This is a genomic window from Micromonospora ferruginea, assembly GCF_013694245.2.
GTDB lineage: Bacteria > Actinomycetota > Actinomycetes > Mycobacteriales > Micromonosporaceae > Micromonospora > Micromonospora robiginosa.
In genome coordinates this window covers 1,380,393-1,394,026 of sequence record NZ_CP059322.2, presented here as the reverse complement: position 1 = coordinate 1,394,026, position 13,634 = coordinate 1,380,393, and the positions used below count along the sequence as shown (strand labels likewise).

The 13,634-nt window shown below is 73.4% G+C and carries 12 protein-coding genes; 8 read left to right on the top strand and 4 right to left on the bottom strand.

Annotated elements, in window-relative coordinates; all coding sequences use genetic code 11:
• Positions 1–9 precede the first annotated feature (9 nt).
• Together manD and H1D33_RS06080 are read right to left on the bottom strand one after the other, a co-directional pair.
• Complete coding sequence (manD, locus tag H1D33_RS06085; RefSeq protein ID WP_181569001.1) at positions 10–1,218, bottom strand: D-mannonate dehydratase ManD; 1,209 nt, start codon at positions 1,216–1,218, stop codon at positions 10–12.
• A gap of 92 nt (positions 1,219–1,310) precedes the next feature.
• Positions 1,311–1,481 carry a hypothetical protein gene (locus H1D33_RS06080; RefSeq protein ID WP_181569002.1) on the bottom strand — a complete coding sequence of 57 codons (171 nt, stop codon included), beginning with the start codon at positions 1,479–1,481 and terminating at the stop codon, positions 1,311–1,313.
• 107 nt (positions 1,482–1,588) lie between these two features.
• On the opposite strand from H1D33_RS06080, the gene H1D33_RS06075 reads away from it, so the two are divergent.
• Both H1D33_RS06075 and H1D33_RS06070 read left to right on the top strand, forming a co-directional pair.
• Positions 1,589–1,957: an SCP2 sterol-binding domain-containing protein gene (locus H1D33_RS06075; protein ID WP_181569003.1), complete on the top strand. Its 369-nt coding sequence runs from the start codon at positions 1,589–1,591 to the stop codon at positions 1,955–1,957.
• Between the two features lie 5 nt (positions 1,958–1,962).
• Positions 1,963–4,020 (top strand): amylo-alpha-1,6-glucosidase, encoded by a 2,058-nt coding sequence (locus H1D33_RS06070; RefSeq protein ID WP_181572871.1) that lies wholly within the window; start codon positions 1,963–1,965, stop codon positions 4,018–4,020.
• A gap of 59 nt (positions 4,021–4,079) precedes the next feature.
• Here the strand turns inward: H1D33_RS06070 and H1D33_RS06065 are convergent, their stop codons facing one another.
• On the bottom strand, positions 4,080–5,303 hold the full coding sequence (locus tag H1D33_RS06065) for a multidrug effflux MFS transporter (RefSeq protein ID WP_181569004.1): 1,224 nt from the start codon (positions 5,301–5,303) through the stop codon (positions 4,080–4,082).
• Positions 5,304–5,447: 144 nt separating this feature from the next.
• On the opposite strand from H1D33_RS06065, the gene H1D33_RS06060 reads away from it, so the two are divergent.
• Both H1D33_RS06060 and H1D33_RS06055 read left to right on the top strand, forming a co-directional pair.
• Positions 5,448–6,050 (top strand): TetR/AcrR family transcriptional regulator, encoded by a 603-nt coding sequence (locus tag H1D33_RS06060; RefSeq protein ID WP_181569005.1) that lies wholly within the window; start codon positions 5,448–5,450, stop codon positions 6,048–6,050.
• A gap of 15 nt (positions 6,051–6,065) precedes the next feature.
• Positions 6,066–6,734 carry a lysophospholipid acyltransferase family protein gene (locus H1D33_RS06055; RefSeq protein WP_181569006.1) on the top strand — a complete coding sequence of 223 codons (669 nt, stop codon included), beginning with the start codon at positions 6,066–6,068 and terminating at the stop codon, positions 6,732–6,734.
• Between the two features lie 40 nt (positions 6,735–6,774).
• Here H1D33_RS06055 and H1D33_RS06050 read toward each other — a convergent pair whose 3' ends face one another.
• Positions 6,775–7,830 (bottom strand): LacI family DNA-binding transcriptional regulator, encoded by a 1,056-nt coding sequence (locus H1D33_RS06050; RefSeq protein ID WP_246411622.1) that lies wholly within the window; start codon positions 7,828–7,830, stop codon positions 6,775–6,777.
• Between the two features lie 485 nt (positions 7,831–8,315).
• Between H1D33_RS06050 and H1D33_RS06045 the strand changes: the two genes are divergently transcribed.
• From H1D33_RS06045 to H1D33_RS06030, 4 genes are all read left to right on the top strand, one after another.
• The gene (locus H1D33_RS06045) at positions 8,316–10,433 is read left to right on the top strand and encodes a cellulase family glycosylhydrolase (RefSeq protein WP_181569007.1); all 2,118 of its coding nucleotides are present in this window, start codon (positions 8,316–8,318) and stop codon (positions 10,431–10,433) included.
• A gap of 83 nt (positions 10,434–10,516) precedes the next feature.
• On the top strand, positions 10,517–11,320 hold the full coding sequence (locus H1D33_RS06040; RefSeq protein ID WP_181569008.1) for a DUF1206 domain-containing protein: 804 nt from the start codon (positions 10,517–10,519) through the stop codon (positions 11,318–11,320).
• 344 nt (positions 11,321–11,664) lie between these two features.
• The gene (locus tag H1D33_RS06035) at positions 11,665–12,585 is read left to right on the top strand and encodes an alpha/beta fold hydrolase (RefSeq protein WP_181569009.1); all 921 of its coding nucleotides are present in this window, start codon (positions 11,665–11,667) and stop codon (positions 12,583–12,585) included.
• An 80-nt stretch (positions 12,586–12,665) separates the two neighbouring features.
• Positions 12,666–13,607, top strand: a complete 942-nt coding sequence (locus tag H1D33_RS06030; protein ID WP_181569010.1) for a TIGR01777 family oxidoreductase — start codon at positions 12,666–12,668, stop codon at positions 13,605–13,607.
• The last annotated feature ends 27 nt before the right edge of the window (positions 13,608–13,634 follow it).

Genomic DNA, 13,634 nt, shown 5'->3' with positions numbered 1-13,634 from the left:
CGGGCGCGCTCACCAGGGGTGCACGGTGCCGTCGGTCAGCCGGTTCACCGGCAGGTACGCCGGCGCGTACGGGTGGCGGGCCGCGGCCTCCTCGTCGATGTCGACGCCGAGCCCGGGTGTCTCGGCGGGGTGCAGGTAGCCGCCGTCGAAGTGGTAGCCGTGCGGGAAGACCTCGTCGGTCGGCGCGGTGTGCCGCATGTACTCCTGCAGGCCGAAGTTGGGGATCGCGAGGTCGAGCTGGAGGGCGGCGGCCATGCAGACCGGGGACAGGTCGGTGGCGCCGTGCGAGCCGCTACGGACGTGGTGCAGCGCGGCGAGGTCGAAGATGCGGCGCAGGTGGGTGAGCCCGCCGGCGTGCACCACGGTGGCCCGGACGTAGTCGATGAGCTGTTCCCGGATGAGCTGCGCGGCGTCGAAGATGCTGGTGAAGACCTCACCGACGGCGATCGGGGTGGTGGTGTGTCGGCGGATGAGCCGGAAGCCCTCCGGCAGGTCCGCCGGGACAGGATCCTCCATCCAGGTCAACGCGTACGGCTCCAGGCTCTTGCCGAGGCGGGCCGCCTCGATCGGGGTGAGCCGGTGGTGCACGTCGTGCAGCAGCCGCAGGGTGGGGCCGAACTCGTCGCGGACCCGGGCGAACACGGTCGGCACGTGGGCCAGGTAGGCCTCGGTCGACCAGGTCGTCTCGGTGGGCAGCGCGGCGTCGGCGGGCTCGTAGAACATCTTGTCGGTGCTGACGCCGTAGGTGCGGGGCAGGCCGGGAACGCCGCACTGCACGCGCACCGCGCGGTAGCCGAGGTCGACGAAGCGGGCGACCTCGGTCAGCACCTCATCGACGGTCTCGCCGTTGGCGTGGCCGTAGACGGTCACGCCCTCGCGGGACCGGCCGCCGAGAAGCTGGTAGACCGGCAGCCCGGCGACCTTGCCCTTGATGTCCCACAGCGCGGTGTCGACGGCGGCGATCGCGCTCATCGTGACCGGCCCGCGCCGCCAGTAGGAGCCCTGGTAGAGGTATTGCCAGGTGTCCTCGATCCGGGCCGGGTCGCGCCCGATCAGCAGCGGCACGACGTGGTCGCGCAGATAGGACGCGACGGCCAGTTCCCGGCCGTTGAGGGTGGCGTCGCCGACGCCGGTGACCCCCTCGTCGGTGACGACCTTGAGGGTGACGAAGTTGCGGCCGGGACAGGTCACGATCACCCGGGCGTCGACGATGCGCATCCGGCCTCCCCTGCCGCTCGGCACGGGGTCCATTACAGCAGATTCATCGGCCTTTGCCGATGCCTTGGCGCCGCAGGCCGCTGAGCGGCGGATCAGGCCGGCTCAGGCACGCCGCCCGGGTCCCCGTCGTCGGGCATCGGCTCGACCGGCGCCTCCGGCAGCTCGTCCGGGGTGTCCGGGAGGAGTTCGCCGGGGTCGTCCGGCACGTCCTCACGCGGGTCGAGCGGCGGGTACACCTCGGGGTCGAGATCGGGGTTCGTCATCGAGTCATTATCCGCCGAGAGCGCCGGTGTCGCGCGTCGAGCAGGTTAGCCGGCCGGCGCAGGGGGTACGCGCCGAGCGCTCCGCCGGCGGCTTGCGAGGAGGCCAGATGACGTTCACCGACGCCTTCTTCGACCGGTTGTCGGCAATGGGGTACGACCCTCGGCTCGGCACGGTCAGCGGCAGTGTCCGGATCGACATCCGCGCCGACGGCGGCCTGCGGCAGTGGCGACTCGACATCGACCGGGGGCACCTGCGCGTCACCCGCGACGGCGGCCCCGCCTCCGCGGTCATCACCACGTCCGAGCGGACCGCCGAGGCGATGGCGACGGGCGGGATGAACGGGTTGGCCGCGATCACCCGGGGCGAGATCATGGTCGACGGGGATCTCGGCCTGGCGCTGCGGATCGGGCGGCTGTTCCCGACCCGGGCGGAGGCGGCCACCCGGACGGGCGGGCCCGACGGCGGCGCCGGATGAAGGACGTGCCGGGCACGGTCTCCTGCATCGACGGCAGCACGTTCGTCGTGTCGGACAGCTGCGGCGACATCGAGTCCTCGCCGGCCGCCCCGGTCGGCCTGTTCGCCGCCGACAGCCGATACCTGTCGCGGTGGGTGCTCACCGTCGACGGCGAGCGGATGACCGCCCTGTCGGTGGACGACAGCCACTACTTCGAGGCCGCGTTCTTCCTGGTCCCCGGCGGTCAGATGGACTACGTGCAGGCCGACGTGTCGGCCATCCGGCGACGGCGCATCGACGCCGACCTGACCGAGTGGATCACCGTCTTCAACTACGGCGACCAGCCGCGCGAGGTGGCGGTCCGGCTGGAGGTGGCGGCCGACTTCGCCGACATCTTCGAGATCAAGTTCAACGTCGGCACGAAGGCCGGTGAGACGTACACCGAGGTCGCGCCGGACGGCCTGCGGCTGGGCTACCGGCGCGGCACCTTCCACCGCGAGGTCGCCCTGAGCGCGGACCGGCCGGCGACCTTCACCCCCGAGGACATCCGGTTCTCGGTCCGGCTGGCGCCCGGGGCCGACTGGTCGGTCGAGCTGCGCGCGGAGATGCGCGCGTGGCGGCCCGACGGCGTCGACCTGCGGGCCGGGCCCCGCGCCCTGCGCGCGGACCCGTCCGTCCTGCCCGACGGCGTGCGGGCCTGGGTGGCCGCGGCGCCGACCCTGGACACCGACAGCGCCACCCTGCGGCAGGTGTACCAGCGCAGCCTGGTCGACCTCGCGGCGCTGCGCTTCGCGCCGCTCTCGCTCGGCGGCGCCACCGTGCCCGCGGCCGGCCTGCCCTGGTTCATGACGCTGTTCGGCCGCGACAGCCTGCTCACCTGCCTGCAGACCCTCCCGTTCACGCCGTCGCTGACCCCGCCGACCCTGCGCATCCTCGCCTCGTTGCAGGGCGCGCGGACCGACGACGTGCTGGAGGAGGACCCCGGGCGCATCCTGCACGAGCTGCGCTACGGCGAGTCCGCGGCGTTCGAGGAACAACCCCACTCGCCCTACTACGGCACGGTCGACGCCACCCCGCTGTTCGTGGTGCTGCTCGACGAGTACGAACGCTGGAGCGGGGACACCGCGCTGGTGCGGGAACTCGAGCAGGAGGCCCGCGCGGCGCTGGGCTGGATGGACCGGCACGCCGACCTGACCGGCGCCGGCTACGTGTCCTACCGGCGGCGCAACCTCGACACCGGCCTGGACAACCAGTGCTGGAAGGACTCCTGGGACAGCATCTCCTACGCCGACGGCCGGTTGCCGGGCTTTCCCCGCTCGACCTGCGAGACCCAGGGGTACGCGTACGACGCCAAGATCCGCGCGGCCCGGCTGGCGCGCACGGTCTGGCACGACGTGCCCTTCGCCGAGCGGCTCGAACGGGAGGCGGCGGAGCTGTTCGAGCGCTTCAACCGCGACTTCTGGCTGGCGGACCGCGGCTGGTACGCGGTGGCGCTCGACGCGGACGGCACCCCGGTGGACAGCCTCACCTCGAACATCGGGCACCTGTTGTGGAGCGGGGTCGTGCCGCCGGACCGGGCCGCGCGGGTGGCCGAGCACCTGATGAGCCCGGCGCTGTTCTCCGGCTGGGGCGTCCGCACGATGGCCGAGGGACAGAGCCGGTACAACCCGCTGGGCTACCACACCGGGACCGTGTGGCCGTTCGACAACTCGTTCATCGCCTGGGGGCTGCGGCGCTACGGCATGACCGACGAGGCCGGCCGGATCGCCGAGGGCATCATCTCCGCCGCCGCCTACTTCGAGGGACGCCTGCCCGAGGCGTTCGGTGGCTTCGACCGCCGGACCACCCGCTACCCGGTGCGCTACCCGACCGCCGGCAGCCCGCAGGCCTGGTCCAGCGGGGCACCGCTGCTGTTCCTGCGTACCCTGCTCGGCCTCGATCCGCACGAGGACCATCTCGCCGCGATCCCGGCCCTGCCGGCGGCGTTCGACCGCATCGCCCTGTTGGACGTGCCCGGGCGCTGGGGTCGCCTGGACGCGTTCGCCCGGCACCGGCCGGACAACCCGCCGGCCACCACGTACTGACAAGCATCGTGTCCGGTCACGCGACGGGGCCCGGCCGTCGGCCGGGCCCGCCTTCCGCGTCAGTGCACGGCCACGACCGCCGGCACCGGTTCCAGGTCGGCGAGCCGGGCCGGCCGCACCACGACCAGCAGCACGGCCAGCGCCGCCACCAGGCCACCGGCGACCACCAGGGCCATCGCCACCGCCCCGGTGCCCAGCACGCCGACCAGCGGCGCGGCCACCGCGCCCACGCCGAACTGCACGGCACCGAGCAGGGCCGAGGCGGTGCCCGCGGCCTCGCCGTGCCGGGACAGCGCCAGCGCCGGGGCGTTCGGCATCGCCAGGCCCGCCGCCGCCAGCACCACCCACAGCGACACCAGCAGGGCCGGCAGGCCGCCGACGTTCGTCGCGGCGAACCCCACCAGGGCCAGCCCGGCCAGCGTGCCCACGCCCAGCGAGACGACCAGGATGCGCTGCGGCGGGTGGCGGCGCAGCAGCCGCACGTTGTACTGCGTGGCTCCGATCAGGCCCACCGCACCGGCCCCGAAGGCCAGCGCGAACTGCTGCTCGTCGAGCCCGTAGCTCTGCTGCAGGACGAACGACGAGCCGGCCACGTAGGCGAACAACGCCGCCATCGCCAGGCCGGCGACCAGGACCAGCCCCACGAACACGCGGTCGCGCAGCAGCGACCCGTAGAGCGCGATCGTCGCGACGACGCCGCCGCGCCGACGGCGCTCCGGCGCGAGGGTCTCCGGCAGCCCGATCGAGGCGATCACGACGAGCAGCGCGCCGATGGCGGCGAGGGCGACGAACACGCCGCGCCAGTCCGTCCAGCGCAGCACCCCGCCGCCCAGGGTCGGGGCGAGGATCGGCGCCGCGCCCATCACCAGCAGCAGCCGGGAGAGCAGGGTGGCGAACGCCGCTCCGCTGAACAGGTCGCGGACCACGGCCATCGCGACCACCGCGGTGGCGGCGACCCCGAGGCCCTGCACCACCCGCAGCGCCCCGAGCACGGCGACGTTCGGCGCGACGACGCACAGCGACGACGCCACGACGTGCAACACGAGCCCGGCGATCAGCGGGCGGCGCCGCCCGACGGCGTCCGACAGCGGCCCGATCAGCAGTTGGCCGAGGGCGAGCCCGGCGAGCGTGCCGGTGAGGGTGAGCTGGACCGCCGCCGAGGTGGTCGCGAAGTCCGCGACGATCGCGGGCAGCGCGGGCAGGTACATGTCGATGGTCAGGGGGCCCACCGCGATCAGCGAACCGAGGACCAGGACGAGGCGCAGCCGCTGCCCGCGGCTCATCAGCTCACCCGGCGTCGAGGTGGATTTCAGCGTGACAGTCACACCTTGGTTCAGGCCAGCCTCCGCCGGCCTGATTCCCGTCCTGGCGAGAGGTGACCCGGCTCACCGGTAGACAGTGTCTACCGAGGCTGGTAGACACTGTCTATGCCGCAGCCGGACAGCACCCTCCGTGCCCGACTCGTGCGCGCCGGCGTCGACCTGCTGGAACGCGAGGGCGTCGGGGCGCTGACGCTGCGGGAGATCGCCCGCCGGGCCGGCGTCTCCCACGGCGCGCCGCGCCGGCACTTCCCGACCCACCTCGCCCTGCTGGCGGCCATCGCGCGTGAGGGCTACCAACAGCTCGGCCGGGAGGTCGCCGAGACGATCGACGACGCCGAGGCGGACGCGCACCACCAACTGCTCGCCCTGGGCCGGCTCTACCTGCGCTTCGCGCGCACCCACCACGGCATGTTCGAGCTGATGTTCCGGCACGACCTGCTGCGCGGCAACGGCGTCGGGCTGCGGGACGCCAGCGACCAGCTCTTCGGCGTCCTGGTCGACCTGGTCGCGCGGGCCCGACCCGACCTGGCCGGCACGCCCGCGCCACCGGTCGTCGCCGGCGCGCTCTGGGCCAACCTGCACGGCATCGCCGCGCTCTGGCGGTGGGGCAGCCTCCAACTCATGGTGCGCGACGACGACGTCGAACCGTTGCTGCACGCCGCGCTGGACGCCCATCTCGGGCGCACCACGGCACCCGCCACCCGCTGACCTCCGGAGGATCCCGTGCTGTTGCAGACCACCACCCGACTGGTGCTGGCGCCGCTGGGCCGGCTCGCCTTCCGGCCGGTGGTCGACGGGCGGGACAACGTCCCCCGGCGCGGTCCGGTGATCCTCGCCGCCAACCACATCTCCTTCCTCGACAGCGTGGTGATCCCGCTGCTGGCGCCCCGCCCGGTCGCCTTCCTGGCCAAGGACGACTACTTCCGGCAGCCGGGCGTCAAGGGCTGGCTCACCCGCACCTGCCTCACCGGGATCGACGCCGTTCCGGTGCGTCGAGGTGGGCACCGGTCGGCCCAGGCGTCGCTTCAGGTCGCGCTGGACGTTCTGGCCGCCGGCCGCGCGTTCGGCATCCACCCGGAGGGCAGCCGCTCGCGCGACGGTCGGCTCTACCGCGGCCGCACCGGCGTCGCCTGGCTCGCGCTGGCCTCCGGAGCCCCGGTGGTCCCGGTCGCCGTGCTCGGCACCGACCGGATCCAACCCGTCGGCGCCCGGCTGCCCCGGCCCGGGCGGGTCACCGTGCGCTTCGGCACACCGCTGCACTTCGCCCGGCAGACCACCGGCAGCGCCGGGCAGGCCCGGCGGGCGGTCACCGACGAGATCATGACCGCCATCCAGAAGCTGTCCGGTCAGGAGGTCGCCGACGAGTACAACGATCCCGGCCCGCCGGGCTGACCCGCGGGGCACGGCCGAGCGCCGGCGGCCGGAACCCTGCTCAGCGTGGCGGCGCGGCGGTGCTGGCCCGCAGCGCGAGCGTGGTCGCCAACTCCACACCGGTGCTCGGCGTCCGGTCGCCTCGCCCCAGAGCGAGTGCCAGTTCGGTCGCGGCCACCGCCATCTGGGCCAGCGGCTGGTGGACGGTGGTCAGTGGCGGTTCGACCAGGGCGGCGACGGGCAGGTCGTCGAAGCCCACCACGCTCAGCTCGGCCGGGATGCGCAGCCCGAGTTCCCGCGCGGCCCGGTAGACCCCGATCGCCTGCAGGTCGTTGGTGGCGAAGATGGCGGTCGGGCGGTCGGCGCCGCCGAGCAGGCGTCGGGCGGCGGACCGCCCGCCCTCGACCGTCAGGTCGGCCCGCTCCACCAGGTCACCGCCGACCGGCAGGTCGGCGGCCTCCATCGCGGAGCGGTAGCCGTCGAGCCGCGCACGACAGCACAGGATCCGGTCCCGGCCGACGATCGCCGCGATCCGGTGGTGCCCCAACTCGATGAGGTGCCGGGTGGCGGACCGCCCGCCCGCCCAGTTCGTCGCCCCGACGAAGGGCACGCCGTCGGGCAGTTCGACGCTGGGATCGAAGACCACGAACGGAATGCCCCGGGCACGTAGCTGGTCCCGTTCCGCACTCGACAACTGCGCCACCGAGATCACGCAGTCCGGGCGGCGGGCGAGCGTGTCGTCGATCCAGTAGCGGACCCCGCCGCGTTCCGGACCGAACTCGGTCAGCACGACGCCCACCCGATGCGCACGGGCGACCTGCTCCACGCCGCGGATGACCTCGATCCCCCACATGTGCTCCAACTGCCCGAAGACGAGTTCCACGAGGTTGCTGCGGGTGGACGGCGCCGGCCTGCGGTAGCCGAGCCGGCTGATCAGCGCCTCGACACGGGCCCGCGTCTCCGACGCCACGCCGGAGCGGCCGTTGATGACCTTCGAGACGGTCGGGATCGACACACCGGCGGTCCGGGCGATGTAGGAGATCGTCACCGGCCGGCCCGGACCACCGGGCGCGTCGTCCCGCTCGGCGACCGCCTCGTCCGGCTCGGCGTGCGACAACCTGGCTCCTCCCACGCCGGTCCGAGTGTCTGCGCGGCAAGGATATCCGCATCGACGTCCGTCGTCGCTTCCGCGCGGAAATCTTTCCGCCCGCGACCGACCGCCCGGCGGGGCGACAGTGACCGGTGAAGGCCGTGGCGACACCTCCATCGCATTGACGCTCATCAACAGGACGAGTAGCGTCCGGCTCGAAACTTTCCACCGTACGTCGAAAGTTTCTACGGCTGCGGGAGCCGTGCGGCACGGGCGGACGCCGAGGGCAGCGTCCGCGAGAGACCACTCCGCGCGCGAGCACCGGAGCGCCCGTCCGGGCGTCCGGCCCGCCTTCGCGCGCCCGAAGGCGGCGGCACCGGATCTCGACCCGATCGGCTCATCGGCCGACGTCGAGCCGCGCCCGCCGGGGCACGACCGCCCCGGCGGGCGCCGGCTGGCGGGTGCCGGCCGCCATCCACGGATCGATCCGCAACGGCAGGAGAGAAAGTGCGATGAGTCCGCAGAGCATACGAAGAGCACGCCTCCGCATCGGCCTGCTCGCCGGGAGCGTGGCGGCGCTGCTGGTGGCGTCGATGACGGTGGCCGTGGGTGCCCAGGCCGCCGCTGGCTGCCGCGTGGCGTACACGGTGCCGTCACAGTGGCCGGGCGGGTTCACCGCGTCGGTGGAGGTGACCAACCTCGGCAGCCCGGTCGACGGCTGGCGACTGGCGTGGACGTTCCCGTCCGGCCAGCGGGTGACCCAGGCGTGGAACGCCACGGTCACCTCGGCGGGCAGCCAGGTCACCGCGACGAACGCCGCCTGGAACGCCGCCGTCGGCACCGACGCCACCGTGTCGTTCGGGTTCAACGGATCGTGGTCGGGCGCCAACAGCGCGCCGGCCGACTTCACCCTCAACGGCGTGGCCTGCACCGGCAGCCCCGGCGGCACACCGTCGCCGACCACGAGCCCGTCGTCGACCCCCTCGCCCACCGCGACACCCACGACGTCGCCGTCGACGCCACCGACCACGCCACCGCCGGCCGGCAACCCGACGGCCACGGTGGCCGCGATGCAACCCGGCTGGAACCTCGGCAACACGCTCGACGCCATCCCGGACGAGACCGCCTGGGGCAACCCGCTCACCACCCAGGCCCTGCTGCGCCACGTCCGGTCGCAGGGCTACCGCAGCATCCGGCTCCCGATCACGTGGAGCAACCACCACGGCCCAGCGCCCGACCACACCATCGACGCGGCGTGGCTGAACCGGGTACGGCAGATCGTCGACTGGGCGCTCGCCGAGGACCTCTACGTGATGATCAACCTCCACCACGACTCCTGGCAGTGGCTCAACACCTACCCCGCCGACCGGGCCACGGTGACGAACCGGTACCGGGCGCTGTGGACCCAGATCGCCACCACGTTCCGCGGCCACTCGCCGAAGCTGGTCTTTGAGAGCATCAACGAGCCGCAGTTCGCCGACACCACCGACGCGCAGGGTGACACCGCGACGCGGGAACTCAACGCCGAGTTCGTCCGCATCGTGCGCGCCACCGGCGGCAACAACGCCACCCGGCTGCTGGTCCTGCCCACTCTCCACACCAGCGGCGAGCAGGCCCGGCTGGACGCGCTGGCCGCCGGCATCGACGCGCTGCGCGACCCCAACCTCGCCGCCACCGTGCACTTCTACGGGTGGTGGCCGTTCAGCGTGAACATCGCCGGCGGCACCCGCTACGACGCCAACGTGGAGAAGGACCTGGTGGACACGTTCGACCGGGTCCACGACACGTTCCTCGCCCGCGGCATCCCGGTCGTCATCGGCGAGTGGGCGCTGCTCTCCTGGGACCACACCCGGCCGGGCATCATCGAACGCGGCGAGTTCCTGAAATACCTCGAGGCGGTCGGCTACCACGCCCGCACCCGCAACCTCACCACCATGCTCTGGGACGCCGGGCAGTTCCTGAACCGCACCGAGCTGCGCTGGCGCGACCAGGGCGTGTACGACATGCTCAAGGCGAGCTGGACCACCCGCTCCGGCACCGCCTCCACCGACCAGGTGTACGTGCCGCGCACCGGCACGATCACCGCGAAGGCCCTCACGCTCAACCTCAACGGGCTGACGTTCCGCGGTCTCTGGCAGGGCGGCACGCCGCTGACCAGCGGCACCGACTACACGGTCTCCGGCACCACCCTCACGCTCACCGCAGCGGCGGTGAGCCGGCTGGCGGGCAACCGGGCGTACGGCGTCAACTCCACCGTCGAGGCCCGCTTCTCCCAGGGCGTGCCCTGGCGGATCGACGTCATCAGCTCCGACCCGCCCACCCAGTCGGCCGCCACCGGCACGACCAGCAGCTTCGCCGTCCCCACCCAGTTCCACGGCGACCAGCTCGCCACCATGGAAGCCACCTACCCCGACGGCAGCCCCGCCGGCCCGGCCAACTGGACGCCGTACAAGGAGTTCTGGGGACACTTCCAGCCCGACTACACCGCCGGCACGATCATCCTGAAACCGGAGTTCTTCGCCGAGGTGAACGACGGCACGGTCACCCTCACCTTCCACTTCTGGAGCGGCACGAAGATCACGTACCGGATCACCAAGGCCGGCACCTCGGTCACCGGCAGCGTCGCCTGACCCCCGAGGTGCCGCGGCGTCAGGCCGCCGCGGCAACTCGGACGGCAGGTTTGGCCGGTGCCGCCGCGGGTCAATGTCGGCGCATGTCATCGCTGTCCGAACGGGCCCGCGGCGCCGTCTCCCGCGCCGCCGACAACCCGGCCCTGGAGCGTCTCACCCGGGCCGGCTTCGTCGGCTACGGGATCCTGCACCTGCTCTTCGCCTGGGTGGTGGTCCGGGTCGCCTCGGGCGGGCCGACCGCCGACGGCGACCAGTCGGGCGCCATGCAGGAGATCGCCGACGAGCCGTTCGGTCTGGTGCTCATCGCGGCCATCGTCGTCGGGCTGGTGGCCATGGCGCTCTGGCAGGTGCTGGAGCTGCTCCGGGACCGCCGGGCCGGCGAGCGGCTGGCGTCGGCCGGCCGGGCCGCGTTCTACCTCTACCTCGCGTTCAGCGGCGTCAAGGTGCTGCGCGGCAAGAAGTCGTCCAGCGCCGACACCCAGCAGGACACCGCGGAGGGCCTGCTCGCGTCGAGCGGGGGCCGGGCCGCCGTCATGGTGGTCGGGCTGGTCCTGGCCGGCCTCGGCGGATGGCTGGCGTTCGTCGGTTTCACCGGGCGCTTCGAGAAGCACCTGCGGGTCGGCGAGATGGCGGCGGCCACCCGGCGGCTCGTGCGCCGGCTCGGCGTGGCGGGCTTCGTGGCCAAGGGCCTGGCGTACGGCATCGCCGGCGTGCTGTTCGTGGTGGCGGCGTGGCGCTTCGACCCGGACAAGGCGCGCGGGCTCGACGCGGCGCTGCGGACGCTGGCGGGCGAGACCTACGGCACCGCGCTGCTGCTCGTGGTGGCGGTCGGTTTCGCGGCGTACGGGCTGTTCGCGGTGACCGAGGCGCGCTACCGCAAGGTCTGACCGACACCGGTTGGACCGGTCGCCTGGCATCGACGCGGTACCGCCGTTTCCGGTACGGCCTGCCGGCCGACGAGGTGGAACGATCCGCCGCCGGATCACCGAGCGCAGGCTCGGCATCGAGAGCCCGTCCGGAGCGTCACGCCGCCGTCGACGGCCGGCATCCACCGCCGACTGACGGCGACGGTCCTCTCCCCCGCGCGCCCGGCCCTTCGGCGGGCCGGTCCGGGCTCGGCATCCTAGCCGCCGCGCCCGGCCGGAGCGGCACCTCGACCGAACCGCCGACGCGGCTCCGCGTGCCGCCCTAGCGTGCAGGCAGCGCGGGACGAGCACGAGGAGCAGCGGGGATGAACCAGGCCACCGACCCGGCGACCTTCGCCGCCGGTCTGCGCCGGGTCGACGCGGGGGCGCTCGACATCGGGTACGTCGACGCCGGTCCGCCGCGCGGCCCGGTGGTGGTCCTGCTGCACGGCTGGCCGTACGACATCCACAGCTTCGCCGAGGTCGTGCCGCTCCTGACGGCGGCCGGCCGGCGGGTGCTCGTGCCGTTTCTGCGCGGTCACGGCGCGACCCGGTTCCGCTCCGCCGACACCGTCCGCAACGGCCAACCCGCGGCGCTGGCCCACGACACGGTGGCGTTCCTGGACGCCCTCGGCGTGGACGCGGCGACGCTCGCCGGTTTCGACTGGGGCGCCCGCACGGCCGACGTCGTCGCCGCCCTGCTGCCCGAGCGCTGCGCGGGGCTGGTGTCGGTCAGCGGCTACCTGATCGCGAGCCAGGCGTCCGGCCGCGCGCCGCTGGCCCCGGCGGCGGAGTTGTCCTGGTGGTACCAGTTCTACTTCGCCACCGACCGGGGTCGCGACGGGTACGCGCGGCACCGCCGCGACTTCGCCCGGCTGATCTGGCGTACCGCGTCGCCGCGGTGGGCGTTCGACGAGGCGACGTTCGCGCGCAGCGCCGCCGCCCTGGACAACCCCGACCACGTGGACGTGGTGATCCACAACTACCGGTGGCGCCTCGGCCTCGCGCCGGGCGAGCCGCGCTACGACGAGTGGGAGGCGAGGCTGGCCGGCAGTCCGGGCATCGGCGTGCCCGCCATCACGTTGGAGGGCGACGCGAACGGCGCGCCGCACCTGGACCCCTCGGCGTACGCGACGCGGTTCACCGGCCGTTACGAGCACCGGACGGTCGGCGGCGGCGTCGGGCACAACCTGCCGCAGGAGGCGCCTCGGCAGTTCGCCGACGCGGTGCTGCAGGTCGGCGACTGAGTCACCCTCGCTTGACCGTGCACGCGCCACACCATACGGTGAAGTTGAACGTGTTCAAATATGGTGCGGTGCGGAGGATCATGAAGATCGTCATTCCCGGAGGCACCGGGCAGGTCGGCACGATCCTGGACCGGGCGTTGACCGCCGAGGGCCACGACGTGGTGCTGCTGACCCGCTCGCCGAGGGGCGGGCGCCAGGTCCACTGGGACGGCCGCACGCTGGGCGACTGGGCCGAGCGGATCGACGGCAGCGACGTGGTCGTCAACCTGGCCGGGCGCAGCGTGAGCTGCCGCTACACCCCGCCGAACCTCGAGGCCATGATGCGCTCACGGGTGGACTCCACGCGGGTGGTCGGCGAGGCCATCGCCCGGGCCACCCGACCGCCCGCGGTGTGGTTGCAGATGAGCACCGCGACGATCTACGCGCACCGCTTCGACGCGGCCAACGACGAGCACGACGGCCTGATCGGCGGCGACGAGCGTGGCGTACCCGGATACTGGGCCTACAGCATCGAGATCGCCCGCACCTGGGAGGCCGCGCAGGAGCAGGCGGCGACGCCGCGCACCCGCAAGCTCGCGCTGCGGTCGGCGATGGTGATGAGCCCCGACCGCGGGGGCGTGTTCGACGTGCTGAGCCGGCTCGCGCGACTCGGGCTCGGCGGGCCGGTCGCGGGCGGCCGGCAGTACGTCTCGTGGATCCACGAGCACGACTTCGTCCGCGCCGTCCGGTTCCTGATCGACCGCGACGACCTCGCCGGCGCGGTGAACCTGGCGGCGCCGGAACCGCTGCCGCACCGCGAGTTCATGCGGGAGCTACGGTCGGCGTGGCGGATGCCGGTCGGCCTGCCGGCCACCCGCTGGATGGCGGAGGTCGGGGCGTTCGCGATGCGCTCCGACACCGAACTGCTGCTGAAGAGCCGGCGCGTCACCCCCGGGCGGCTCACCGACGCCGGATTCACCTTCCACCATCCACGGTGGCAGGCCGCGGCCGTGGACCTGACGGCACGGCGTCGCCGGGCCTAGCCGGGCGGGTCCGCGAAATTGCGGCGA